The organism is Paracoccus shanxieyensis (assembly GCF_009711265.1).
GTDB classification, from domain to species: Bacteria; Pseudomonadota; Alphaproteobacteria; order Rhodobacterales; family Rhodobacteraceae; genus Paracoccus; species Paracoccus shanxieyensis.
Map to the genome: position 1 here is coordinate 135,979 of NZ_WMII01000008.1, position 20,866 is coordinate 156,844.

Annotated in this window: 22 protein-coding genes; 8 read left to right on the forward strand and 14 right to left on the reverse strand. The window is 66.3% G+C overall.

Annotation, left to right across the window (positions count from 1 at the left end):
* Positions 1-54 precede the first annotated feature (54 nt).
* The 8 genes from GL284_RS10380 to GL284_RS10410 are packed head-to-tail and all read right to left on the reverse strand — an operon-like array spanning position 55 to position 8,933.
* Positions 55-852, reverse strand: coding sequence for an LpxI family protein (locus GL284_RS10380; RefSeq protein ID WP_155044552.1), 798 nt, complete (start codon positions 850-852; stop codon positions 55-57).
* A complete protein-coding gene (lpxA, locus tag GL284_RS10385) occupies positions 849-1,622 on the reverse strand; it encodes an acyl-ACP--UDP-N-acetylglucosamine O-acyltransferase (RefSeq protein WP_155044553.1) in 774 nt (257 codons plus the stop codon). The genes GL284_RS10380 and lpxA overlap by 4 nt, the downstream gene beginning before the upstream one ends.
* 4 nt (positions 1,623-1,626) lie before the next feature.
* Positions 1,627-2,106 carry a 3-hydroxyacyl-ACP dehydratase FabZ gene (gene fabZ, locus GL284_RS10390; protein ID WP_155044554.1) on the reverse strand — a complete coding sequence of 160 codons (480 nt, stop codon included), beginning with the start codon at positions 2,104-2,106 and terminating at the stop codon, positions 1,627-1,629.
* A 57-nt stretch (positions 2,107-2,163) separates the two neighbouring features.
* Positions 2,164-4,266 carry a hypothetical protein gene (locus GL284_RS10395; protein ID WP_155044555.1) on the reverse strand — a complete coding sequence of 701 codons (2,103 nt, stop codon included), beginning with the start codon at positions 4,264-4,266 and terminating at the stop codon, positions 2,164-2,166.
* Positions 4,263-5,114 (reverse strand): DUF4159 domain-containing protein, encoded by an 852-nt coding sequence (locus tag GL284_RS21885; RefSeq protein WP_341870350.1) that lies wholly within the window; start codon positions 5,112-5,114, stop codon positions 4,263-4,265. The genes GL284_RS10395 and GL284_RS21885 overlap by 4 nt, the downstream gene beginning before the upstream one ends.
* A complete protein-coding gene (locus GL284_RS10400) occupies positions 5,111-7,075 on the reverse strand; it encodes a BatA domain-containing protein (protein WP_341870351.1) in 1,965 nt (654 codons plus the stop codon). The genes GL284_RS21885 and GL284_RS10400 overlap by 4 nt, the downstream gene beginning before the upstream one ends.
* Positions 7,048-7,932, reverse strand: coding sequence for a DUF58 domain-containing protein (locus GL284_RS10405; protein ID WP_341870352.1), 885 nt, complete (start codon positions 7,930-7,932; stop codon positions 7,048-7,050). The genes GL284_RS10400 and GL284_RS10405 overlap by 28 nt, the downstream gene beginning before the upstream one ends.
* Positions 7,929-8,933, reverse strand: coding sequence for an AAA family ATPase (locus GL284_RS10410; protein ID WP_155044556.1), 1,005 nt, complete (start codon positions 8,931-8,933; stop codon positions 7,929-7,931). Before GL284_RS10410 ends, GL284_RS10405 begins: the two co-directional genes overlap by 4 nt.
* A gap of 62 nt (positions 8,934-8,995) precedes the next feature.
* Here GL284_RS10410 and GL284_RS10415 point away from each other — a divergent pair, with 62 nt between their 5' ends.
* Both GL284_RS10415 and GL284_RS10420 read left to right on the forward strand, forming a co-directional pair.
* Positions 8,996-9,541, forward strand: a complete 546-nt coding sequence (locus GL284_RS10415) for a DUF1285 domain-containing protein (RefSeq protein ID WP_155044619.1) — start codon at positions 8,996-8,998, stop codon at positions 9,539-9,541.
* Position 9,542: 1 nt separating this feature from the next.
* Entirely contained in the window at positions 9,543-10,298 is a 756-nt protein-coding gene (locus tag GL284_RS10420) for a hydroxypyruvate isomerase family protein (RefSeq protein ID WP_155044557.1), read from the forward strand.
* Here GL284_RS10420 and GL284_RS10425 read toward each other — a convergent pair.
* Genes GL284_RS10425 through GL284_RS10440 form a run of 4 tightly spaced genes read right to left on the reverse strand, consistent with a single transcriptional unit; the run spans position 10,295 to position 14,501 of the window.
* Positions 10,295-12,628: an aldehyde dehydrogenase family protein gene (locus GL284_RS10425; protein ID WP_155044558.1), complete on the reverse strand. Its 2,334-nt coding sequence runs from the start codon at positions 12,626-12,628 to the stop codon at positions 10,295-10,297. The two genes, GL284_RS10420 and GL284_RS10425, sit on opposite strands and share 4 nt — an antisense overlap.
* Positions 12,629-12,632: 4 nt before the next feature.
* Positions 12,633-13,592, reverse strand: coding sequence for a deoxyribose-phosphate aldolase (gene deoC / locus GL284_RS10430; protein WP_155044559.1), 960 nt, complete (start codon positions 13,590-13,592; stop codon positions 12,633-12,635).
* Entirely contained in the window at positions 13,592-14,209 is a 618-nt protein-coding gene (locus tag GL284_RS10435) for a DUF1523 family protein (protein WP_155044560.1), read from the reverse strand. The genes deoC and GL284_RS10435 overlap by 1 nt, the downstream gene beginning before the upstream one ends.
* Positions 14,210-14,219: 10 nt before the next feature.
* A complete protein-coding gene (locus GL284_RS10440; protein WP_155044561.1) occupies positions 14,220-14,501 on the reverse strand; it encodes a hypothetical protein in 282 nt (93 codons plus the stop codon).
* Between the two features lie 134 nt (positions 14,502-14,635).
* Between GL284_RS10440 and GL284_RS10445 the strand changes: the two genes are divergently transcribed.
* The 4 genes from GL284_RS10445 (at position 14,636) to GL284_RS10460 (ending at position 18,842) form a co-directional block, all read left to right on the forward strand.
* Positions 14,636-14,929, forward strand: a complete 294-nt coding sequence (locus GL284_RS10445; RefSeq protein ID WP_155044562.1) for an FtsB family cell division protein — start codon at positions 14,636-14,638, stop codon at positions 14,927-14,929.
* 149 nt (positions 14,930-15,078) lie between these two features.
* Positions 15,079-16,110 carry a pyruvate dehydrogenase (acetyl-transferring) E1 component subunit alpha gene (gene pdhA, locus GL284_RS10450; RefSeq protein WP_155044563.1) on the forward strand — a complete coding sequence of 344 codons (1,032 nt, stop codon included), beginning with the start codon at positions 15,079-15,081 and terminating at the stop codon, positions 16,108-16,110.
* A gap of 14 nt (positions 16,111-16,124) precedes the next feature.
* On the forward strand, positions 16,125-17,522 hold the full coding sequence (locus GL284_RS10455) for a pyruvate dehydrogenase complex E1 component subunit beta (RefSeq protein WP_155044564.1): 1,398 nt from the start codon (positions 16,125-16,127) through the stop codon (positions 17,520-17,522).
* A 12-nt stretch (positions 17,523-17,534) separates the two neighbouring features.
* Positions 17,535-18,842, forward strand: coding sequence for a pyruvate dehydrogenase complex dihydrolipoamide acetyltransferase (locus tag GL284_RS10460; protein ID WP_155044565.1), 1,308 nt, complete (start codon positions 17,535-17,537; stop codon positions 18,840-18,842).
* Between the two features lie 122 nt (positions 18,843-18,964).
* Here the strand turns inward: GL284_RS10460 and GL284_RS10465 are convergent, their stop codons facing one another.
* On the reverse strand, positions 18,965-19,744 hold the full coding sequence (locus tag GL284_RS10465; RefSeq protein ID WP_341870354.1) for a division plane positioning ATPase MipZ: 780 nt from the start codon (positions 19,742-19,744) through the stop codon (positions 18,965-18,967).
* 263 nt (positions 19,745-20,007) lie between these two features.
* Here GL284_RS10465 and GL284_RS10470 point away from each other — a divergent pair, with 263 nt between their 5' ends.
* Both GL284_RS10470 and GL284_RS10475 read left to right on the forward strand, forming a co-directional pair.
* On the forward strand, positions 20,008-20,256 hold the full coding sequence (locus GL284_RS10470; protein ID WP_155044567.1) for a hypothetical protein: 249 nt from the start codon (positions 20,008-20,010) through the stop codon (positions 20,254-20,256).
* Positions 20,253-20,477 (forward strand): hypothetical protein, encoded by a 225-nt coding sequence (locus GL284_RS10475; RefSeq protein ID WP_155044568.1) that lies wholly within the window; start codon positions 20,253-20,255, stop codon positions 20,475-20,477. Before GL284_RS10470 ends, GL284_RS10475 begins: the two co-directional genes overlap by 4 nt.
* Positions 20,478-20,633: 156 nt before the next feature.
* Here GL284_RS10475 and rpmE read toward each other — a convergent pair whose 3' ends face one another.
* Positions 20,634-20,855: a 50S ribosomal protein L31 gene (rpmE, locus tag GL284_RS10480; protein WP_155044569.1), complete on the reverse strand. Its 222-nt coding sequence runs from the start codon at positions 20,853-20,855 to the stop codon at positions 20,634-20,636.
* Positions 20,856-20,866 lie beyond the last annotated feature (11 nt).

The window sequence follows — 20,866 nt, forward strand, 5'->3', positions numbered from 1 at the left end:
GTATTTAAGGAACAGAGAAGACGGATTGCGCTTCTCTGTTCCTTAAATACTCATCTACGACCTAGCCCACAGGAAAATCCCTGCGGTCTTGGCCATTTCTATCGCTGCCTCGCGTTGCAGCAAGATGACGCTGCCTGCCTGCCACACGATGCCGCCCAGACCGGCGGCGGCGACCTGACGCACGGTGTCGGGGCCGATGGTCGGCAAGTCGATGCGGCGGTCCTGATCGGGCTTCGGCGCCTTGTAGAGCAGGCCCTTGGGTCCGTTCGGATCGGGCTTCAGCCCGGCATGGGCTGCCGCGAATTCCAGCATGGCCTGCGTTCCGGGCAAGGCTTCGACGGCGAGGCAAAGGCCCTGGGCCACCACGGCGCCCTGCCCGATGTCCAGCGCGCCCAGTCCTTGCACGATCTGCGCGGCGCGCTCGGCATCCTTCATGTCACGCGGACCGGGTTGGCCGGCAAGGATGCCCTCGCCGGGGACAAGTTCGGGCAGGATCTGATCAACCGAGACGACCGAAAGATCCGCTTCCTCGAACACATCCAGCACGGCGCGCAGCGCCGCGTCGTCGCCCGATTGCATCCCCATCAGGATACGCGGCACGATTGCCATGGTGCGGCTGTCGAACAGTTCGGGGTCGATGCGCGGGCGACGGATCGCACCGGCAAAGACCACCTGCGTCACGCCCTGATCGGTCAGCTCGTCCAGAAACGGCACGAGGCGTTCCAGCCGGAACGGCTTGGCCTGAACCTGCGGATGCAGGTGATCCAGCGCATAGATCAGCGGATCGTCCAAAGCGGCGGCGATGGCGGGGGGCAGAAGCCCCTCGCCTGCGATCAGGGCGATGCGGGTCATGACTGCGGCGCCAGAAAGCTGCGTTCCGAGGGGCCGAGGATAAACTCCAGGACCTCGCGCACCATGCCGGGATGTTCGGCTTGGGCCATGTCGCGTGCGGTTTCGCGGAAGCTGCCTTCAGCCAGCCTGTGCAGCATGTCGCGCAGCGCATGAATCTCGTCGCGCGATGCGCCGCGACGGCGCAGGCCCACGACGTTCAGCCCGTCCAGATGCCCGCGCGGGCCATGCACCATGCCGAAGGGGATCACATCCGCCGTCACCATGGTCAGCGCCCCGATCATCGCGCCACGGCCGATGCGCACGAATTGATGCACGCCCGCAAGACCGCCGATGGTCACATCATCCTCGATCACGCAATGCCCGGCAATGGCGGCGTGGTTCACGATGGTGACGCGGTTGCCGACCTGACAGTCATGCGCGACGTGGCTGCCCGCCAGAAACAGCCCGTCATCGCCGATGCGGGTGATGCCGCCGCCGCCTGCGGTGCCGGGGTTGATCGTCACATGTTCGCGGATGCGGTTGCGCGCGCCAATCACCAGCCTGGTCTTTTCGCCGCTGAACTTGCGGTCCTGCGGCGCCTCACCGACCGAGGCGAAGGGAAAGATCTGCGTCTCGTCGCCGATATCGGTATCGCCTGCCAGCACGACATGCGATTTCAGCACCACCCCCCGGCCCAGCCGGACCTCGGGGCCGATGACGCAGAACGGGCCGATCTCGCATCCTGCGCCGATCTGGGCGGCCGGATCGATGACGGCGGTCGGATGGATCATGGGTTTACCCCTGGTCGCCACGGTTGAGCATGGCCATCACCTCGGCCTCGGCGGCGATTTCGCCGTTGACCATGGCGCGGCCCTCGAATTTCCACACCTTGCCGCCGCCGCGCAGCGTGGTCATGTGCAGTTCCAGCACATCGCCCGGCACGACCTTGCGGCGAAAGCGGCATTTGTCGATGGACATGAAATAGGTGCCCATGCCCTTGCCCGCCAGATCAAGGCTGACGCCCACCAGCACCGCCGCCGATTGCGCCATGGCCTCGATGATCAGCACGCCCGGCATCACCGGTTCCTGCGGGAAATGCCCCTCGAAATGCGGCTCGTTCGAGGTGACGTTCTTGACGCCGACGCAGCTTTTCAGCGGCACGATGTCGCGCACCTTGTCCACCAGAAGGAAGGGATAGCGATGCGGCAGGATCGTCTTGATCGTGGCCAGATCGACTTCGGTCGGCGGAATATAGGTCGTCTCGTCGGCGGCCATGCGGTCCTCGGGATAATGTTTTCATTTGCCTAGCAACGCGTCGCGGGCTTGGCAAGTTCACGCGCGGCGAAAGCGGCCCCGTCCCTCGGCCAGCCAGCCCGCCACGGCAAGCCCCGCGACCAGCAGCAGCCATGCCCAGCCCGGCAGAAGCGGCCTGTGCGTGATCCCGCTGGTCGAGGCCGCGTCGCGCGGCGTGATGGCGATCCAGTCGCCGCCGACGCCCTGCCCATGCGCCGGGCGGCCTTCGCGCACCGTGCGCAGGCTGGGGATGCCATCGGCAAGCTTCAGGACCGCGCCCTGCGTCGCTTGGGCCAAGGGGCCCAGCACATCGCCGGATGCCACGGTCTGTTCAAATTCGCGCGGCGCTGCGGGACCAAGGGCCAGCACCCGGTCGATATCGCCATCGCTCAGCCGGTACAGCCCCGCGCCGGGCGCCGTCCAGCGCGCGGTGAAGCGCCCCGGCCCGGCCTCGGTCAGATCGACGGTCTCGGTTTCGCCATCCGGGCGCGTGATCCGCACCGGCGGCGCGTCTTCGGCCATGGTGCGGCGCGTGATCGTCACCGTCAGATCGCCCGAGACATCGGCGGTCAGCGCCTCTTCCTCAAGGTCGGGTTCCTTCATCGACCAATGCGCGATGCGGCGCAGCAGCTCAAGCTGAGGTCCGCCGCCCTCGAAGCCGCGCCCCCACAGCCAGACCTGATCCGAGGTCAGCATGGCCACCCGCCCCTCGCCCACGCGGTCAAGGATCAGCAGCGGTTCGTCATCGACTCCGGTCATCACCACCTGCGCGCGGGGCGAGGGCAGCACCTGCGACATGCGCAGCCAGCGGCCCCAGTGGTCGTCGCTGCCCTCGACCGGCGCGCCGGTCAGGCCCGCGGTCACGGGGTGGCGCCGGCCTTCGTCGGTCAGTTCGGGCAGGAAGGGCTGGTTATAGATCCGCCCCGTCGGACGCGCGGGCATGATTGTGCCCAAGGGCGACAGGTTCAGGCTTTCGACGGTCGACATCTCGGGACCGGCCGAGACCAGCACCGCCCCGCCCTGTTCGACATAGCGGCGGATATTGTCGTAATATTGCGGCATCAGGATGCCACGCACCTTGTAGCGGTCGAAGATGATCAGGTCGAAATCGCGGATCCGTTCCATGAACAGCTCCTGCGTCGGAAAGGCGATCAGCGACATCTCATTGACCGGGACCGCATCCATCTTGTCCGGTGGCCGCAGGATGGTGAAATGGATCAGGTCCACATTCGCATCCGATTTCAGCAGGTTGCGCCAGGTGCGTTCCCCGGCATGCGGCTCACCCGAGACCAGCAGCACCCGCAGCCGGTCCCGCACGCCCTGGATCTGGATCGCGGCGGCATTGTTGCGGTCGGTCAGTTCCGGCACCGCAGATTGCGGCGCGTCAAAGCCGATCGAGACGACGTTCTGGCCCGCATGTTTCGGCACGACCGGCAGATCCAGCGTCACGCCGGGCGGCAGGTCCAGCACCCGCGCCTGTTCGCCGTCGATGCTGACCTGCAACCGCGCCGGAGCCTGGGCCACATCCGCCGGAACCGCGCCCTGATCCTCGATGCGCAGGCGGATGGTCACGGGCTTGTCGATCAGGCCGTAAGCCGGGGCTTCCTCGATCACCAGCCTGCGGTCCCAGTCGCTGTCCTGCCCGGTCAGCAGCACATGCACCGGCGCGGGCGCGGTCTTGGGCACTTGCGGCGCGTCATGCGCCAGCCCGTCGGTCAGCGCGATGACGCCCGCCACGCGGTTCGCGGGTTCCGCCGCCAGCGCCTTGCCGATGGCCGTGCCAAGGCGCGAGCCGTCGGGATCGTCGCCCACGGTGATGCGCCGCACCTCGGTATCGGGCAGCGCGGTCAGTTGCCGGTTCAGATCGTCCAGCGCCGCATCGGTCTGGGCGCTGCGCCCTGGCAGGCTTTGGCTGGCGCTGCGGTCATCCAGCAGCAGCACGATGTCGGACAGCTTGTTGCGGATGCCGGTCTCCAGCGCGGGACCGGCCAGCGCGGCCGCCGCCGCCAGCCCGGCCAGACCGCGCAGGCCCCAGCCGCGCAGGCCCCGCCACAGCGACCACGCCGCCACCAGCGCCGCCAGCAGCGCCACCGCCGCGACCACCGGCCATGGCAGCAGCGGATCGAAGCCGATGCCCGTCATCGCACCACCTCCTCGGACCGCAGCCGGTCCAGCAGCGCGGGCACATGGACCTGATCGGATTTATAGTTCCCGGTCAGCACATACATGATCAGGTTGACGCCAAAGCGGTTCGCCATCTCGCGCTGGCGGTCGCCCTCGAAGCCCACGCCCATGCTGTAAAGCGGCATGCCGTTATCGTCGATGGCCCAAGCCTCGGCCCATGAATTGCCGCCGATGATGACCGGAGACACCCCGTCGTTCAGATTGCGGAACGGCACGCCGTCAGCGGCCTCGGCCCCGGCGGGGGGGGCTTCGGCCCAGACCTCGCGGCCCTGATAGCGGCCGGGGAAATCGTCCAGCAGGTAATAGCTGCGGGTCAGCACATGATCGGGCGGGATCGGGGCCAGCGGCGGAATGTCCAAAGGCGCGGCCAGCCGTTGCAGCGCCGCCGCGCCGTCCGGCCCGCCCAGCCCCGCGATATCGCCGTCGCGCGTGTCAAACAGGATCACCCCACCCGAGCGCAGAAAATGGTTCAGCTTCACATAGGCCTGCGGCGTCGGCGCGGGCTGGCTGTCGGTCACCGGCCAGTACAGAAAGGTCAGCAGCGACAGGTCGTCATCGTCAAGCCGGATGCCGATGGGCGCGCCGGGCTCGACCGTGGTGCGTTCCGTCAACGTGCGCGACACGCCGCGCAGACCGGCTTCGGATGCGCGGTCGACCTCGGCATCGCCGGTCACGACATAGGCCAGCGCCACATCGTCGGCGGCCTCGATCAGCCGAGGATCGGGATCCTGCGCCTGCGCCGGGCCGCCGCCCAGCAGGGCCATCGCCAGCGCCGTGGCTGCGACAAGGATGAATGCGACCCTCATGCGGTGACCCCCTTGGAGCTGCGGCTGCGGCCCCGCGCCAGCCATGCGCTGCCAAGCGCATCCAGCGCGAACAAGGCGGCAGCCAGCGCGATCAGCCAGCCGCGCAGATCCGTGCCGGGCGATTGCGCCGCATCCTCGATCACCGCGCCGGGCCAGTTGGCCACGGCCATCGGCCCGCCGGCATTCAGCGCAGCACTGCGTTCGCCGGAACGATACAGCCCCGCCGGCGCGCCGGGCGCGGGGCCGCGCGCGAAATCGGCGGCGGCGACCGGCACGGGGTCTTTTGGCTCGGATACGCGGCCGAAGCCGTCCAGCACCTGAACCGGGGTCCAGAAGGTGTCGTCGTCGCTGGCCTGCGTCTCGGGGGTTTCGGCGCTGGCGCGGGCGGTGGCGACAAGGCGGTCCAGCATCTGCACGAACAGGCCCGACAGCGCCAGATCCGACCATTCGGCATTGGCGGTGGTGTGAAACAGCACGATCTGGCCCTGCCCCAACGGCGCGCGCGTGACCAGGGGCGTGCCATCGCTGAGCTGCGCCAAGGTCCGCGCCGCCAGATCGGGCGAGGGTTCGGCCAGAAGCTGCGCGCGCACCGTGGCATCCTGCGGCACGGTCAGCCCGGCGAATGGCCCATCCGCCGGGAAGGGCCGCAGCCCACGCGCCTCGCCCCAGCTCAGCGCCCCGCCGATGTCGCGCCCGCCCGCGCGCAGCCGCACCGGCAAAAGCGGCTCTTGCCCCAGATATTCGTCGGCAGCCATGCGCGGCCCGGCAAAGCGGATCAACAGCCCGCCCTGATCGACCCAATCCTGCAACGCCTCGGTTTCCGGCAGGCCGACCTGATCGGCCAGCACGATCACATCGGGCGATGCCTGCAGCACATCACCCAGCCCGCCCTCGATCAGATCGGCGCGCGGTGCCAGTGAACGGCGCAGGTAATGCAGCGGCGACAGCAGCCGCTGGCCTTCGCTGGTGCTGTCCTGCCCGACCAGCGCGACCTTGCGGCGGCGCACGCTGTCATCGGCCAGCACCACGGCCCCGGCGCTGGCCTGCCCCTCGATTTCAAAGCGGGCGATGCGGTTGCGCAGCTCCGAAGGCAGGTCGATCGGCACGGGCCGCGCGGCGATGCCCGCATCGGTGACCGGATCGCCTGCGCTCAGCCGCGCCAGTTCGCGCGGCGCGCCCTGCGGATCCAACCCGATGGCCAACACCTGCGGCGGCACGCCCTGCCCGGTCGAACGCAGCCGCAATGAAGGCTGATCCCCCGCGACCAGTTCCAGCGACATGCGCGCGCTGGCGGGCGGCACGACCGTCACCTGCCCGCGCGCGGCCAAGGCCGATTGCAGCGCGCCGCGTCCGGGATGGTCCAGCCCGTCGCTGAGCCAAAGCACCGCCAGCCGGTTCGGGGCCTGCGCCAGCGTCGCGGCAGGATCTTGGGGATAACGGGTCTCCCATGCGGCGGGGACCATGCCGCGCAATTGTGCCTCCAGATCGCCTGCGGCCTGAAAGGCCAGCGCGCCTTCGGATGTGCCATCGGCCAGCAGCAGGGCGGCGGGCTGGCCTGCCGATTGCGCCTGCCCCAAGGCGCGCAGGGCGCGGGCCTGCCGCTGCGGCCAGTCCGAGGCCGCCGTCCAGCCCGCATCCATCACGATCAGCAAGGGCGCATCGCCTTGTTGCTGCGGCGCGGGTTTCCAGATCGGCCCGGCAAAGGCCAGAATCAGCGCGGCAATCGCCAACACCCGCAGCAGCAGCAGCCACCACGGCGTATGCTGGGCCACCGGCTGCGGGTCGCGCAGCCCCAGCAGCAGCCGCGTGCCGGGAAAGCGCACCAGTTTCGGCGATGGCGGCATGGCGCGCAGGATCAGCCACAGCACCGGCAGCGCCGCCAGCGCGATCAGAAGCCAGGGGGCCAGAAAACCAAGGGGACCAAGGACCAGCATCAGCCCTCCAGCACCGTCCACAGCCATGTCAGCGCCTGCGATGGCTGCTGGGCGGTGTCATGCGTGCCGAAATGCCAGCCCGCGACCTGCGCGGCCTGCGTCAGCATCTGGCGCCGTTCGGCCAGCCGCGCCAGATAGGCGTCGCGCAGCCCGGCGGCATCGCGGGTGTCATGGCTCAGCGCCCCGCTGGCCGAGCGGAAAAGGACCGCACCGCCAAAGGGAAAGCTTTCCTCGGTCGGGTCCAGCACCTGCAACAGCGCGCCCTGCACACCCATGCCCGCCGCGCGGTTCAGACAGGCCAGCACCGGCGCGGGATCGCCCAGAAAATCGTCGATCAGGATGATGCGCTGATTGGGGCGCATGCTGTCCACCGGCGGCGCGTCCTCATCGGTGGTCAGCGCCACGCGGCGCACCAGCGTTTCCGCGATACGGTCGGCCTGCACGCGGCCCGGACGCGGGGGATTGCCCGCAATGGCCACCCGCTCGCCCCCGGCCAGCAGCGCCAGCGACAGGGCCAGCGCCAGCAGATCGGCGCGGTCGCGCTTGCTGCTGCGATCCGGCCCGCCCGTGAACTGCATCCCCGCCGCGCCCGAGACCCAGATCACCGCGGATTGCGCCACCTGCGCCTCGCTGTCGCGCACGAATTGCCCGTCCGACCGCCCCGAGCGGCGCCAGTCGATATTGCGCGCCGTGTCGCCCTGCGTGGCGGGACGGTATTGCCAGAAATCCTCTCCGGTGCCGGCACGGCGCTGGCCATGCGCGCCGACCGTCAGGCTGGCGGCCAGCCGTTCGGCCGACAGCATCAGCGCCGGAAGGCTGGCCGAGGCAGCCTCGGCCCCGGCGCGAAGCTGGCCTGCGCTGGAGGTTGGGGGTGGCGGCGTCACGCGGCGGCAGCCTGCAGCCGGTCGCCCAGCAGGCGGGCGATGATGCCTTCGACCGTTTCGCCCCGCGCGCGCGCGGCAAAGCTCAGCGCCATGCGGTGACGCAGGACGGGGGCGGCCATGGCCTGCACGTCGTCCAGCGTCGGGGCAAAGCGGCCGTGCAGCGCTGCACGGGCCCGCGCCACCAGCGTCAGCGCCTGCGCCGCGCGCGGCCCCGGCCCCCAGACCAGCGCGTCCGAGATCCAGCCCGGCGCTTCCGGCGCGCCGGGCCGGGCCGAGCGGACCAGATCCAGAATGGCGTTCAGCACCCCGTCGCCCACCGGCATCCGGCGGATCAGCCCCTGCGCGGCGATCAGGCCACCGGGGTCGAAGACGGCATGGGCCGCGCCCTGATCCACGCCGGTCGTCGCCAGCAGGATCGCGCGTTCGGTGTCGCGGTCGGGATAATCCACGTCGATCTGCAACAGGAACCGGTCAAGCTGCGCCTCGGGCAGCGGATAGGTGCCTTCCTGTTCGATGGGGTTCTGGGTCGCAAGGACGTGGAACGGGCGGCCCAACGGTCGATGTTCGCCGCCGATCGTCACCTCGGCCTCCTGCATGGCCTGCAGCAATGCCGATTGCGTGCGCGGGCTGGCGCGGTTGATTTCATCGGCCATCAGCAGCTGCGTGAAAACCGGCCCCTGAATGAAGCGGAAGGCGCGCGTGCCATCGGGCAGCACGTCCAGCACCTCGGATCCCAGAATATCGGCGGGCATCAGGTCGGGGGTGAACTGCACCCGGGCGCTGTCCAGACCAAGAACGGTCGACAGCGTATCGACCAGCATGGTCTTGCCCAGACCGGGCTGACCCACCAGAAGCGCATGGCCGCCCGACAGGATCGCGGCCAAGACCTGTTCGACAACCGCGTGCTGTCCGACGAAGCGATGCTCGACACTCAGCCGGGCTTGCGCCAGCTTTGCGGTCAGAACATTGACGTCTTCGACAAGTTTAAGTTCCTCGGCCATGACAATGCCTCTTTTCTGGTCTAGGACAGCATAGGATGACCATGGACAAGGCTCCACTGGTAATGGGTGGAAAGACTGACAATGCCGTGAGCAATGCGGCCGGGCTGGCAGATGCTGCCATGCGTGCCTCGAAAAAAGGCCCGCCGCCGGTGCATTTGTGGAACCCGCCCTTTTGCGGCGATCTGGATATGGAGATCCGCGCCGACGGGACGTGGTTCTATCAGGGCACGCCCATCGGGCGGCACCGCATGGTGCAGCTGTTCGCCTCGATCCTGAAGCGCGAAGGCGACGCCTATTTTCTTGTCACGCCCGTCGAAAAGGTGGGCATCCGCGTCGTGGACGCGCCTTTTATCGCCGTCGATGCCCAGATCGGTGAAACGATCACCTTTACCACCAATGTCGGCGATACCGTGGTCGCCGGCCCCGATCACGCGATCGAACTGCGGGGGACGGTGGATCAGCCGCGCCCCTATCTTCATGTCCGGCGCGGGCTATGGGCGCTGATCGACCGCAAGACTTTCTACAGACTGGCCGACGCTGCTACGTCCGACGCTGATGGACGTATGGGTTTGCAATCGGGTGGGACATTCTTTCCGCTGGAGCCCTGACATGGCGCGATTCGCCGCCAACCTGACATATCTGTTCACCGAATACCCCATGCTTCAACGCTTTGCCGCAGCCAAGCGCGCGGGCTTTCAGGGGGTCGAGATCCTGTTTCCCTATGACCTGCCGGTCAAGGAACTGACGCAGGCCGCCAAAGCCTCGGGGCTGGACTTCGTGCTGATGAACGCGCCGCCGCCGAACTGGGCGGGCGGGCCAAGGGGGTTCGCGGCGCAGCCCGAGAACCAGCCCCGGTTCCGCAGCGATTTCGACCGCGCCGTGCGGGTGGCGACCGCGCTGAGCGTGCAGCACGTGCATGTCATGGCCGGCAATGCCGCAGGCCCCGCCGCGCGCAAGGTTCTGGTCGAGAACCTGAAATGGGCCGCAGCGCGCGCACCGCGCCTCAGCCTGACGATCGAGCCGATCAACACCAAGGATCTGCCCGGCTATTTCCTGTCCGATTTCGATCTGGCCGCCGATATTCTGGCGCAGGTGGATGCGCCGAATGTGGGGCTGCAATTCGATGCCTTTCAGGCGCAGATGATCCATGGCGACGCGCTGGCCTGCTGGCAGAAACATGCGTCATGGGTGCGCCATGTCCAGATCGCGGATTTCCCCGGCCGGCATGAGCCTTATGCCGGAGATATTGATTTTCCGACGTTTTTCAGCGCGCTGGATCAGTCGGGATATACCGGCTGGGTGGGTGCCGAATATACCCCGCTGACCTCGACCGATGCCGGTCTGCGCTGGTTGAAACGGGCCTAATAGGCCGCGCTTCCGGTTCCGGCGGGCAGCGCGCCGTAAGGCAGCCAGATGGTCTTGGCCCGTGTGGCGCGGCGCAGGAAATCGCGGCCCTGCGCGTCGGGCGCGGACCAGTCGCGCGGCTCGGGCGACCAGACCGGGATCAGCGTGTCGCTGGCGGCACGCTCGGTCGCGGCCAGAGCCTCGCCCTGCGCGACGTGCCAGATGGCGTTCACGCCGTCATGCCCGGCCAGAGCCTGTGCCAGCGCATCGCGCGGCCCGGTCACGATATTGACCACGCCCCCCGGCACGTCCGAGGTCGCCAGCACCTGCGCCAGCGTCAGCGCCGCCATGGGCTTGTCCTGCGAAGGCACGGCCACGACGGTATTGCCCATGGCAATCGCAGGCAGCACCAGCGACATGAAGCCCGCAAACGCACTGCCATTGGGCGCGACGATCCCCATCACGCCATGCGGATCGTGCTGCACATGGGTCAGATGGCCGGGCTTTGCCGCCACCGTCGCCCCATCGAACTTGTCGGCAAAGCCCGCATAATAGAAACAGCGCCGGATCGCGGCCTCGATCTGTTCGACCGAGGCGAGCCCGGCAAATTCCGACCGCCGCAGCGCCAGATTCTCGGCCAGAAAATACAGCACCTGCGCCCGGCCATGCCCGCCCAGCGACTGCCATTTGCCCTGCGCACCCGCGGCGGCCTCGACGGCGTTGCGGATGTCCTTTTTGCCGCCCAAGGGGATCAGCTCGTCCTGCGCCTCATAGCTGGCGCCGCCATCGGGACGCTTCTGCGCGCCGCCGATATACAGCTTCACCGTGCGGTCGATGCCCTTTTCCAGATGCTGCAACCCGTCGGGAATGGCGGTCAGCGCGGCGGGCGCGGCATCGCGCGCGGGCTTGGCCACGGGCGCGGTCAGGTAATCCAGCATCCCCTCGCGCCCGCCTTCGCGGCCATAACCGCTGTCGCGCAGCCCGCCGAACGGGGCTGCGGCGTCGAACAGATTGGCGCAGTTCACCCAGACCACGCCCGCCTTGATGCGTGCCGCCAGATCTGTCGCCACCGTCGCGCTTTCCGACCAGACCGAGGCCGCCAGCCCATAGGCGGTGTTGTTGGCCAGATCCGCCGCCTCATCGGGGGTGCGGAACGTCGACAGCGTCGCGATGGGGCCGAAGATCTCATCGCGCATCCCCGGATTGGCGGGGGCGATGTGTTTCAGATAGCCCGGCGCGATATGGCAGCCCTGCGCCTGACCGCCGACCAGTTCAGCCCCTGCCCCGACAGCCCTGTCCAGCAAGGACAGGACGCGGGCGTGCTGCACGGGATCGACGATCACGCCGATATCGGTGGATTTGTCCAGAGGCGCGCCAAGCCGCAGTTTCTGCATCCGGGCATGCAGCAAGGTTTCAAACCGCGCGGCCACGCTTTCGGCGACAAGGATGCGCGATCCGGCGCAGCAGACCTGCCCCTGATTGAACCAGATGCTGTCCACGACGCCTTCGACCGCCGCGTCCAGATCGGCATCGTCCATCACGACAAAGGGCGACTTGCCGCCCAGTTCCAGCGTCAGCTTCTTGCCCGATCCCGCAACGGCGCGGGCGATGCCGCGCCCCACCTCGGTCGAGCCGGTGAAGGCGATCTTGTCGACCGGCGCCGCCACCAGCGCCGCCCCGGTATCGCCGTCGCCCGTCACGACATTGACCACGCCCGCAGGCAGGCCGACATGGGCGCAGATCTCGGCAAAGGCCAGGGCGGTCAGCGGCGTGTATTCGGCGGGCTTCAGCACGACCGTATTGCCCGCCGCCAGCGCGGGCGCGACCTTCCATGCCAGCATCAGCAGCGGAAAATTCCACGGCACGATCTGGCCGCAGACGCCAAGGGGCACATGGCCGGGAAACTCGGTCTCGGCGATCTCGGCCCAGCCAGCGTGGTGATAGAAATGCCGCACGACCAGCGGCACGTCGATGTCGCGGCTTTCGCGGATCGGCTTGCCGTTATCCAGCGTCTCCAGCACAGACAGGAAGCGTTCGCGTTTCTGGATGGTGCGGGCGATGGCATACAGAAACCGCGCCCGGTCATGGCCCGGCATCGCGCCCCAGCCGCGCTGTGCCCGGCGCGCCGCGCGCACCGCCTTGGCCACGTCGCGCGCCGTGCCCTGCGAGACCTGCGCCAGATCCTCGCCACTCGAGGGGTCGCGGCTGGCGAAGGTCTGGCCCGGTTTGGTGAAACGGCCCGCAATGAAATGCCCGAAGCTGCGGCCCTTCAGCCAGTCGCGCACCGCCGCGCTGTCTTCGACCGAGGGGCCGTATTCCATGCTTGCCATGATGTCTGAAACCTGTCGCATGTTCTTATCCCGCAGCCAGCCGGTGTCCGGCGGCATAGCGGCCCGTAACGTGATGGGAAATCTGGCGCTCGATGTCGGCCAGCAGGGATGACGCGCCGATGCGAAACAGGTCTGGGGCCAGCCAGTCGCGGCCCAGCTCCTCGGTCATCAGCACCTGCCAGTTCAGCGCGTCCTTGGCGGTGCGCAGCCCGCCCGCAGGCTTGAAGCCCACGGCAAAGCCGGTGCGGTCGCGGTAATCGCGGATGGCCCGCAGCATGACCAGCGACACGGGCAGCGTGGCATTCACCGGCTCTTTCCCGGTCGAGGTCTTGATGAAATCCGACCCGGCCTGCATGGCGACATGGCTGGCGCGGGCGACATTTGTCAGGGTCTTCAGCTCTCCGGTGGCCAGAATGGATTTCATCAGCGCGCCGCCGCAGGCCTCGCGCATGGCGCAGATCTCATCGTAAAGCGCCGACCATTCGCCGCGCAGCACCAGCGCGCGCGAGATCACGATGTCGATTTCATCCGCACCCTGATCCAGCGCATAGCGGATCTCGGCCAGCCGCAGATCCAGCGGCATCAGCCCGGCGGGAAAGCCCGTCGCGACCGAGGCCACGGGCACATTCGTCCCGGTCAGCGCCTGCTTGGCGGCGGCAACCATCGTGGGATAGACGCAGACCGCGCCGGTGGTCAGGCCGGACACGCCAAGCGCCTGCAGATGTTCTGGCGCGATGGGCTGGCGGGCCTTGGCGCAGAGCCGCGCCACGCGGTCGGATGTGTCATCGCCCGAAAGCGTGGTCAGGTCGATGCAGCGCACCGCGTTCAACAGCCACGCCGCCTGCCATTCGCGCTTGAGGCTGCGCCGCGCCGGCAGGCTTGCGGCGCGACGCTCGGCTGCGGGGGTGTTGACGGCGATGCCCTCGAACCATTCGGGATGCAGCGCCGTGCCGGGATTGCGCCGTCTTGCGTCGTGATCCTTCATCAGCGGCCTTTCCACCAGCGGCTGACCCGCCCGCGGGCCGCGTCGCCGCGCGCGTCCAGCCGGACCAGCGTCGGGTCGATGCTGCGTTCGCGGAACTGGTTCCACATGCGCCAGATCAGCATCAGCAGCGCGCCCATGACCAGCAGGATGATGACGGCAGGCCAGTTGAAGGGCCGCACATCAGGCCCCGCCACCGGCTTGACCGAGATCGCATTGGGATAGATCGACATCCACGACACCCGCCACCCGTATGAGGTGATGCTGACCCATTCCGGTGCCGCAGCCGTCGAGCGCCGGTCGGTCGCCGCCGCGTGCAGGTTCGAGCTGTCATATTTGAAATAGGGCGGCCAGATCCAGCCGGTATCCTCGTTGCGATAGACATAGGGCTTGCCGTTGGGACGCACCGTGTCGATGAAGCGCACGTCGCGCTGGCCTGCGGCGTTCTGCACCGTCCCCGTATCGGGCGAGGCATAAAAGATCGCATTCGCGCCGATATCGGTCAGGCGGTTATAGGTGTTGGTGATCCGCACCGTCTGCTTCGAGGGCAGCGAATAATCCAGAAACAGAAACAGCGTGATGCCGAACAGCACACCCAAAGCAGTCAGAAACCAGCGCATGGCCGCCCCTTCAGTTATAGTTCACCAGAATGACGATCAGCACGATCGCAACGACGGGCAGGATCAGGACAAGCTTGGCCAGACGCGCCTTCAGCGTCCGGTTGAAGCCCAGCATCGAGCGGCGGACAAAGACCCGACGCGCCGGTGAATCGCCGGAATAGTCGGGGTGGCGACGGTCCCATTCCTTTTCCAGCTCCTCGCGCTTGGTGCTGCGCAGATAGATGCCCAGCAGCACATAAAAGATCAACTCGATGACGATCACCAAGGCGATCATCCGCAGGAAGGCCATCATCTTGTGCGTCTTTCCGGGTTTGGACGGCTGCCATGGAACGGGCTGGGCGGGAAACTGTCAATTGCAGATCGGGGGATTCCCCAAGGCCGCGCATTGTGGCATGATCGCGCCATAATAACGGGAGAGCAGCCCGAATGTCCGAACGCCTGTCGATCAGCGCCGTCGTCTTCTTTGTCATCATGGCGCTGCTGGGCGTCTATTTCGCCTTTGCCGCCGTGCAGGGGCCATCTGGCGTGTTGCGGCGCGAACAGCTGAAAGCCGACACGCGAGAATTGACGATGCAGCGCGACAAACTGCAGGCCGAGGTGGACCGGATGCGCAATCTGACGCGCCGCCTGTCGGACGATTACCTTGATCTGGACCTGCTTGACGAACGCGCGCGCGACGTGCTGGGCTATATGCGTCCGGACGAAATCATCATCCGCTGACAGCAAGGCATCACGCCTTCGGACGGGAACGGCCCTGCGGTCGTGGATTTCGCATGGCGCGTGCAGATCGCAGGTTTACTTTCCCCGAAATCCCGTCCTAGAACTAGTTTAACGCTGAACTATTCCTGCGCCCGAGGAGGAGGCCCTTTATGGTCAGAAAGCCCGCAGCCAAGGAAAGCACGTCCAATGTCTCAAAGGACGAGCTTCTGAAATACTATCGCGACATGCTGCTTATCCGTCGATTCGAAGAAAAGGCGGGGCAACTTTACGGCATGGGTCTGATCGGGGGCTTCTGCCACCTGTATATCGGACAGGAAGCCGTCGTCGTCGGGCTTGAGGCCACGGCGAAGGAAGGCGACAAGCGCATCACCTCGTATCGCGACCACGGCCATATGCTGGCCTGCGGCATGTCCGCCAATGGCGTGATGGCCGAGCTGACGGGCCGCGAGGGCGGCTATTCCAAGGGCAAGGGCGGCAGCATGCACATGTTCAGCCGCGAAAAGCATTTCTATGGCGGCCACGGCATCGTGGCGGCGCAGGTGCCGCTGGGCGCCGGTCTGGCCTTTGCCGACAAGTATCTGGGCAATGACAATGTGACCTTCACATATTTCGGGGACGGCGCGTCGAACCAGGGTCAGGTCTACGAGACCTACAACATGGCCGAGCTTTGGGATCTGCCGGTGGTTTTCGTGATTGAAAACAACCAGTATGCCATGGGCACCTCGGTCAAGCGGTCGACCAAGTCGACGACCTTCTTTGGCCGTGGCGAAGCCTTTGGCATTCCCGGCGAACAGGTCGACGGCATGGACGTTCTGGCCGTCAAGGCGGCGGGCGAAAAGGCCGTGGCGCATTGCCGCGCCGGCAAGGGCCCCTATATCCTTGAGGTCATGACCTATCGCTATCGCGGCCACTCGATGTCGGACCCGGCGAAGTATCGCACCCGCGAAGAAGTGCAGAAGATGCGCGACGAACGCGACCCGATCGAAAACGTGCGCGAACTGCTGCTGACCGGCAATCACGCGACCGAAGATGACCTGAAGGCCATCGACAAGGAAATCAAGGATATCGTCAACGAATCCGCCGAATTCGCCAAGGAAAGCCCCGAGCCCGCCCTGGAAGAACTGTGGACCGATATCTATGCCGAGAACCTGCCGCAAGGCTCGGCACCCGAGAACGCCTGAGGGGGAGCGCAAACATGGCAACCGAAATCCTGATGCCCGCCCTGTCTCCGACCATGGAGGAAGGCACGCTGGCCAAATGGCTGAAAAAGGAAGGCGAGGCGGTCAAGGCCGGCGACATCATCGCCGAGATCGAAACCGACAAGGCCACGATGGAGTTCGAGGCGGTCGATGAAGGCATCCTTGGCAAGATCCTCGTGTCCGAGGGCGCGCAGGGCGTCAAGGTCAACACGCCCATCGCCGTGCTGGTCGAGGAAGGCGAAAGCGCCGATGACGTGAAGGCCGAGGCCCCGAAAGCCGAAGCCGCCCCGGCCAAGGCGAAAAGCGACGATGTTGATACGGCGAAATCCGACGACGCCCCCGCCGCATCCGCCGTCGAACAGGTCAAGACGCCCCAGCCCGACGGCTCGCCCGACTGGCCGGAAGGCACGAAGATGAAATCCATGACCGTGCGCGAAGCCCTGCGCGAGGCCATGTCCGAAGAAATGGAGCGCGACGAGACCGTGTTCCTGATGGGTGAGGAAGTCGGCGAATATCAGGGCGCCTACAAGATCAGCCAGGGCCTTCTGGACAAGTTCGGCGCCCGCCGCGTCGTCGACACCCCGATCAGCGAAATCGGCTTTGCCGGAATCGGCACGGGTGCGGCGCTGGCAGGTCTGCGCCCGATCGTCGAGTTCATGACCTTCAACTTCGCCATGCAGGCGATGGACCACATCATCAACTCGGCGGCCAAGACGCTGTATATGTCGGGCGGCCAGATGGGTGCGCCGATGGTGTTCCGCGGCCCGAACGGTGCCGCCGCCCGCGTGGGCGCGCAGCACAGTCAGGATTACGCGGCATGGTATGCGGCGATCCCCGGCCTGAAAGTCGTGATGCCCTATACCGCAGCCGATGCCAAAGGCCTGCTGAAAACCGCGATCCGCGACAACAACCCGGTGATCTTCCTTGAAAACGAGATCCTGTATGGCCGCAGCTTCGACGTGCCGGACCTCGAAGATTTCACCATTCCCTTCGGCAAGGCCCGCATCGCGCGTGCCGGCAAGGACGTGACCATCGTCAGCTTCGGCATCGGCATGGCGCATGCTCTGGAAGCGGCCGACAAACTGGCAGAAGACGGCATCGAGGCCGAGGTCATCGACCTGCGCACCCTGCGTCCGCTGGATTATGACAGCATCATCGCCTCGGTCCAGAAGACCAACCGTCTGGTGACGGTCGAGGAAGGCTTCCCGGTCGGCTCGATCGGCAACCACATCTCGGCCTATGTCATGGAAAACGCTTTCGATTATCTCGACGCGCCGGTCATCAACTGCACCGGCAAGGACGTGCCGATGCCCTATGCCGCGAATCTTGAAAAGCACGCGCTGATCACCCCGGCGGAAGTCGTGGCGGCGGTTAAAAAAGTCACCTACAAATAAGGGGTTATCAAGATGCCTACAGAAATCCTGATGCCCGCGCTCTCCCCCACCATGGAGGAAGGCACGCTGGCCAAATGGCTGGTCAAAGAGGGTGACGAGGTGAAATCCGGCGATATTCTGGCCGAGATCGAAACCGACAAGGCCACGATGGAATTCGAGGCCGTGGACGAAGGCAAGATCGGCAAGATCCTGGTTCAGGAAGGCACGGCGGGGGTGAAGGTCAATACCGCCATTGCCGTGCTACTGGAAGATGGCGAAAGCGCGGATGATATCGGTGCGGCCAAAGCCGCCCCGAAGGCGCAGGCCAAGGCCGAAGATGCCCCGGAAGCCGATGCCAAGCCGGACGCCAAAGCCGACGCGCCCAAGGCCGCCCCCAAACCCGCCGATGGCAACCGCGTCTTCGCCTCGCCGCTGGCACGGCGTCTGGCGGCGGAAAAGGGCATCGACCTTGCGGATGTGACGGGCTCGGGTCCGCATGGCCGTATCGTCAAGGCCGATCTGGACGGCGCCAAACCCGCAGCGGCGAAACCCGCAGCAGCAGCGGCCGAAAGCCCCAAGGCCAGCGCCCCCGCCGCGGCAGCGGCCCCGGTAGGCCCGTCCGCCGATGCCATCCGCAAGATCTATGCCGATCGCGAAACGACCGAGGTGGCGCTGGACGGCATGCGCCGCACCATCGCCGCGCGGCTTTCGGAAGCCAAGCAGACCATCCCGCATTTCTACCTGCGCCGCTCGGCCAAGCTGGATGCGCTGATGGAATTCCGCGCCACGCTGAACAAGCAGCTTGAACAGCGCGGCGTGAAGCTGTCGGTCAATGACTTCATCATCAAGGCCTGCGCCTTGGCGCTGCAGGAAGTGCCCGATGCCAATGCCGTCTGGGCGGGCGACCGGATCCTGAAACTGAAGCCCTCGGACGTGGCCGTCGCGGTGGCCATCGAAGGCGGCCTCTTCACCCCGGTCCTGAAAGACGCGCAACAGAAAACCCTGTCCGCGCTGTCGGCCGAGATGAAAGACCTTGCCACCCGCGCGAAGTCGAAAAAGCTCGCCCCGCATGAATATCAGGGCGGCAGCTTCGCCATCTCGAACCTCGGCATGTTCGGGATCGAGAATTTCGACGCCGTCATTAACCCGCCGCATGGCGCCATCCTTGCCGTCGGCGCAGGCATCCAGACCCCGGTCGTCGAAAAAGGCGAAGTCGTGGTGCGCAATGTGATGTCCATGACGCTTTCGGTCGATCATCGCGTCATCGACGGCGCCTTGGGCGCGCAGCTTCTGGAAAAGATCGTGGCGCATCTGGAAAATCCGATGGGCATGCTGGCCTGATCCGGCAACCGCGACACAGAACAAAGGGGGCCAACGCGGCCCCCTTTCTCATATCCTTGTTTTCCCAATACCCCGGGGTCCGGGGCAGCGCCCCGGTCCGGCCGCGCTGCCAAAAGATGCCGTCAAAAGGCGACACTGACCCCCGGCAGCTTCAACTCCCCGATCAGATCACGCAATTCCTGCCGTGCCGCGATATTCGAGATGCTCAGCTGCTCGGTCCCGATATCCTTCAGATCCAGCAGCGTCAGCCCGCGCGGGAACAGCTCGCGAAAGATCACCCGCTCGGAAAATCCCGGCGCCACGCGAAAGCCGATGCGCTTCGACAGGGTCGACAAGGCCCCGCCCACCTTGCGCTTGTTATGCATGGCCTGCGTGCCCAGCCGGTTGCGCAGCACCAGCCAGTCGATCGGGCCCGCGCCTGCCTCGCCGCGCAACTGCCGCGCGCCCCAGACCATCTCGGCATAGATCGACGGCCCCAGCACCCGGCCATCCGGCGACATCCGCGCCAGCAGATCGAAATCGATGAAACTGTCATTCATCGGCGTGATCAGCGTATCGGCCAGACTATGCGCCATCTGGCTGAGCCGGGTGTGCGATCCGGGGCAGTCCAGCAGGATGAAATCGCATTCGGCCTCAAGGGCCTCAACCGCGCGCGACAGCGGATCGACGCCCTCGGTCTCGGCCTCCAGCACACCCAGACGCGGCGTCGGCAGGTCCAGCCCTTCGCGGGCCACGAAATGCGCCCGGTTCTCAAGATAGCGGCCAAAGCTGCGCTGACGCACATCCAGATCCAGCGCCCCGACCCGATGCCCCATCCGCGCCAGAGCCGTCGCGACATGCATCGACGTGGTCGATTTGCCCGAGCCGCCCTTCTCATTCCCGACGACGATGATATGCGCCACGATTCCCCCTGCCCGCATCTTCGGCCCCCGACGATAGGCCCCGCACCCGGCAATGAAAAGCACCCCCGGCGATTCGAATCCGGGCGAGCCTGCCATGCTCCGCACAACCAGACCAGAAATGCTGCACTGCACACATGGCTGTATCTGCATGTTAAAACGCGATATTTTATCACGATAAACTAAGTCATGTTTTTTCTTGCAAATGACGACCGCCCGTGTCGTAATAGACCCATGGAAACGGCTATCACAGGAAGGAGCCAGCGATGTCCATGATGAACCATCTGTCGGCCTTCGCCGATCGCGCTGTCCGGGCCGCCGTGCCCGCCCTGCCCAAATATGCCGTGGCGCTGGTCGACCGCCGCACCGGCAAGCCGCATATGATTTCCGGGATCCCGCTGGTGCTGATGACCTGCGAACCTGTCACCGCCTCGCAGGATTTGATGCGCAATCGCGATCCGCGCCTGTGGGACACCTTCATCGAACGCATGGATGGTAAGGAGCGCCGCCAATGATCCGCTTTGCCCTGAACGCATTTCCTCAACTGGCGCCGGTCAATCACGGCTATGCCACGATCGCGCTGTCCGGCCATCAAAGCGCGCAAGGTCCGGTGGTGCGCAAGTTTCGCGACGGTCGCGTCGTGATCGATACCGGCCGGGGTCGCCTGACCGGCAGGCCGCTGGCTGGGGGTCAGGAACCGATCCCGGTCTGGGCGCCGATCTTCGTCGGCATGTAAACCGGCATCGCCGCCCCGGCCACCCGCCGCCTGAACATCCGCAAGGTGCTTCCCTCTCCCTGCGACACGGACCTCGTCAGCCCACCGACGCGGTGACGCAAACGAAAAACGCCGCCCTTCGGGGCGGCGTTTCCAGTCTTGCACAGGGGCAAGGGCTCAGAAGCCCAGGCCTGCATATTTGTTCTTGAACTTCGACACGCGGCCGCCGGTATCCATCAGCTTGGCCGAACCGCCGGTCCATGCCGGGTGCACGCTGGGATCGATGTCCAGCGACATCACGTCGCCTTCCTTGCCCCAGGTCGAACGCACGTCGTAGGTGGTGCCGTCGGTCATCTTCACGGTGATGAAGTGATAGTCGGGATGAATTTCTGCTTTCATGGCGCGTCTCC

Coding starts and splice junctions, on each gene's coding strand:
- GL284_RS10380 (WP_155044552.1), bottom strand. CDS start 852: ATGACCCGCATCGCCCTGATCGCAGGCGAGGGGCTTCTGCCCCCCGCC.
- lpxA (WP_155044553.1), bottom strand. CDS start 1,622: ATGATCCATCCGACCGCCGTCATCGATCCGGCCGCCCAGATCGGCGCA.
- fabZ (WP_155044554.1), bottom strand. CDS start 2,106: ATGGCCGCCGACGAGACGACCTATATTCCGCCGACCGAAGTCGATCTG.
- GL284_RS10395 (WP_155044555.1), bottom strand. CDS start 4,266: ATGACGGGCATCGGCTTCGATCCGCTGCTGCCATGGCCGGTGGTCGCG.
- GL284_RS21885 (WP_341870350.1), bottom strand. CDS start 5,114: ATGAGGGTCGCATTCATCCTTGTCGCAGCCACGGCGCTGGCGATGGCC.
- GL284_RS10400 (WP_341870351.1), bottom strand. CDS start 7,075: ATGGCTGTGGACGGTGCTGGAGGGCTGATGCTGGTCCTTGGTCCCCTT.
- GL284_RS10410 (WP_155044556.1), bottom strand. CDS start 8,933: ATGGCCGAGGAACTTAAACTTGTCGAAGACGTCAATGTTCTGACCGCA.
- GL284_RS10415 (WP_155044619.1), top strand. CDS start 8,996: ATGGGTGGAAAGACTGACAATGCCGTGAGCAATGCGGCCGGGCTGGCA.
- GL284_RS10420 (WP_155044557.1), top strand. CDS start 9,543: ATGGCGCGATTCGCCGCCAACCTGACATATCTGTTCACCGAATACCCC.
- GL284_RS10425 (WP_155044558.1), bottom strand. CDS start 12,628: ATGCGACAGGTTTCAGACATCATGGCAAGCATGGAATACGGCCCCTCG.
- deoC (WP_155044559.1), bottom strand. CDS start 13,592: ATGAAGGATCACGACGCAAGACGGCGCAATCCCGGCACGGCGCTGCAT.
- GL284_RS10435 (WP_155044560.1), bottom strand. CDS start 14,209: ATGCGCTGGTTTCTGACTGCTTTGGGTGTGCTGTTCGGCATCACGCTG.
- GL284_RS10440 (WP_155044561.1), bottom strand. CDS start 14,501: ATGATGGCCTTCCTGCGGATGATCGCCTTGGTGATCGTCATCGAGTTG.
- GL284_RS10445 (WP_155044562.1), top strand. CDS start 14,636: ATGTCCGAACGCCTGTCGATCAGCGCCGTCGTCTTCTTTGTCATCATG.
- pdhA (WP_155044563.1), top strand. CDS start 15,079: ATGGTCAGAAAGCCCGCAGCCAAGGAAAGCACGTCCAATGTCTCAAAG.
- GL284_RS10455 (WP_155044564.1), top strand. CDS start 16,125: ATGGCAACCGAAATCCTGATGCCCGCCCTGTCTCCGACCATGGAGGAA.
- GL284_RS10460 (WP_155044565.1), top strand. CDS start 17,535: ATGCCTACAGAAATCCTGATGCCCGCGCTCTCCCCCACCATGGAGGAA.
- GL284_RS10470 (WP_155044567.1), top strand. CDS start 20,008: ATGTCCATGATGAACCATCTGTCGGCCTTCGCCGATCGCGCTGTCCGG.
- GL284_RS10475 (WP_155044568.1), top strand. CDS start 20,253: ATGATCCGCTTTGCCCTGAACGCATTTCCTCAACTGGCGCCGGTCAAT.
- rpmE (WP_155044569.1), bottom strand. CDS start 20,855: ATGAAAGCAGAAATTCATCCCGACTATCACTTCATCACCGTGAAGATG.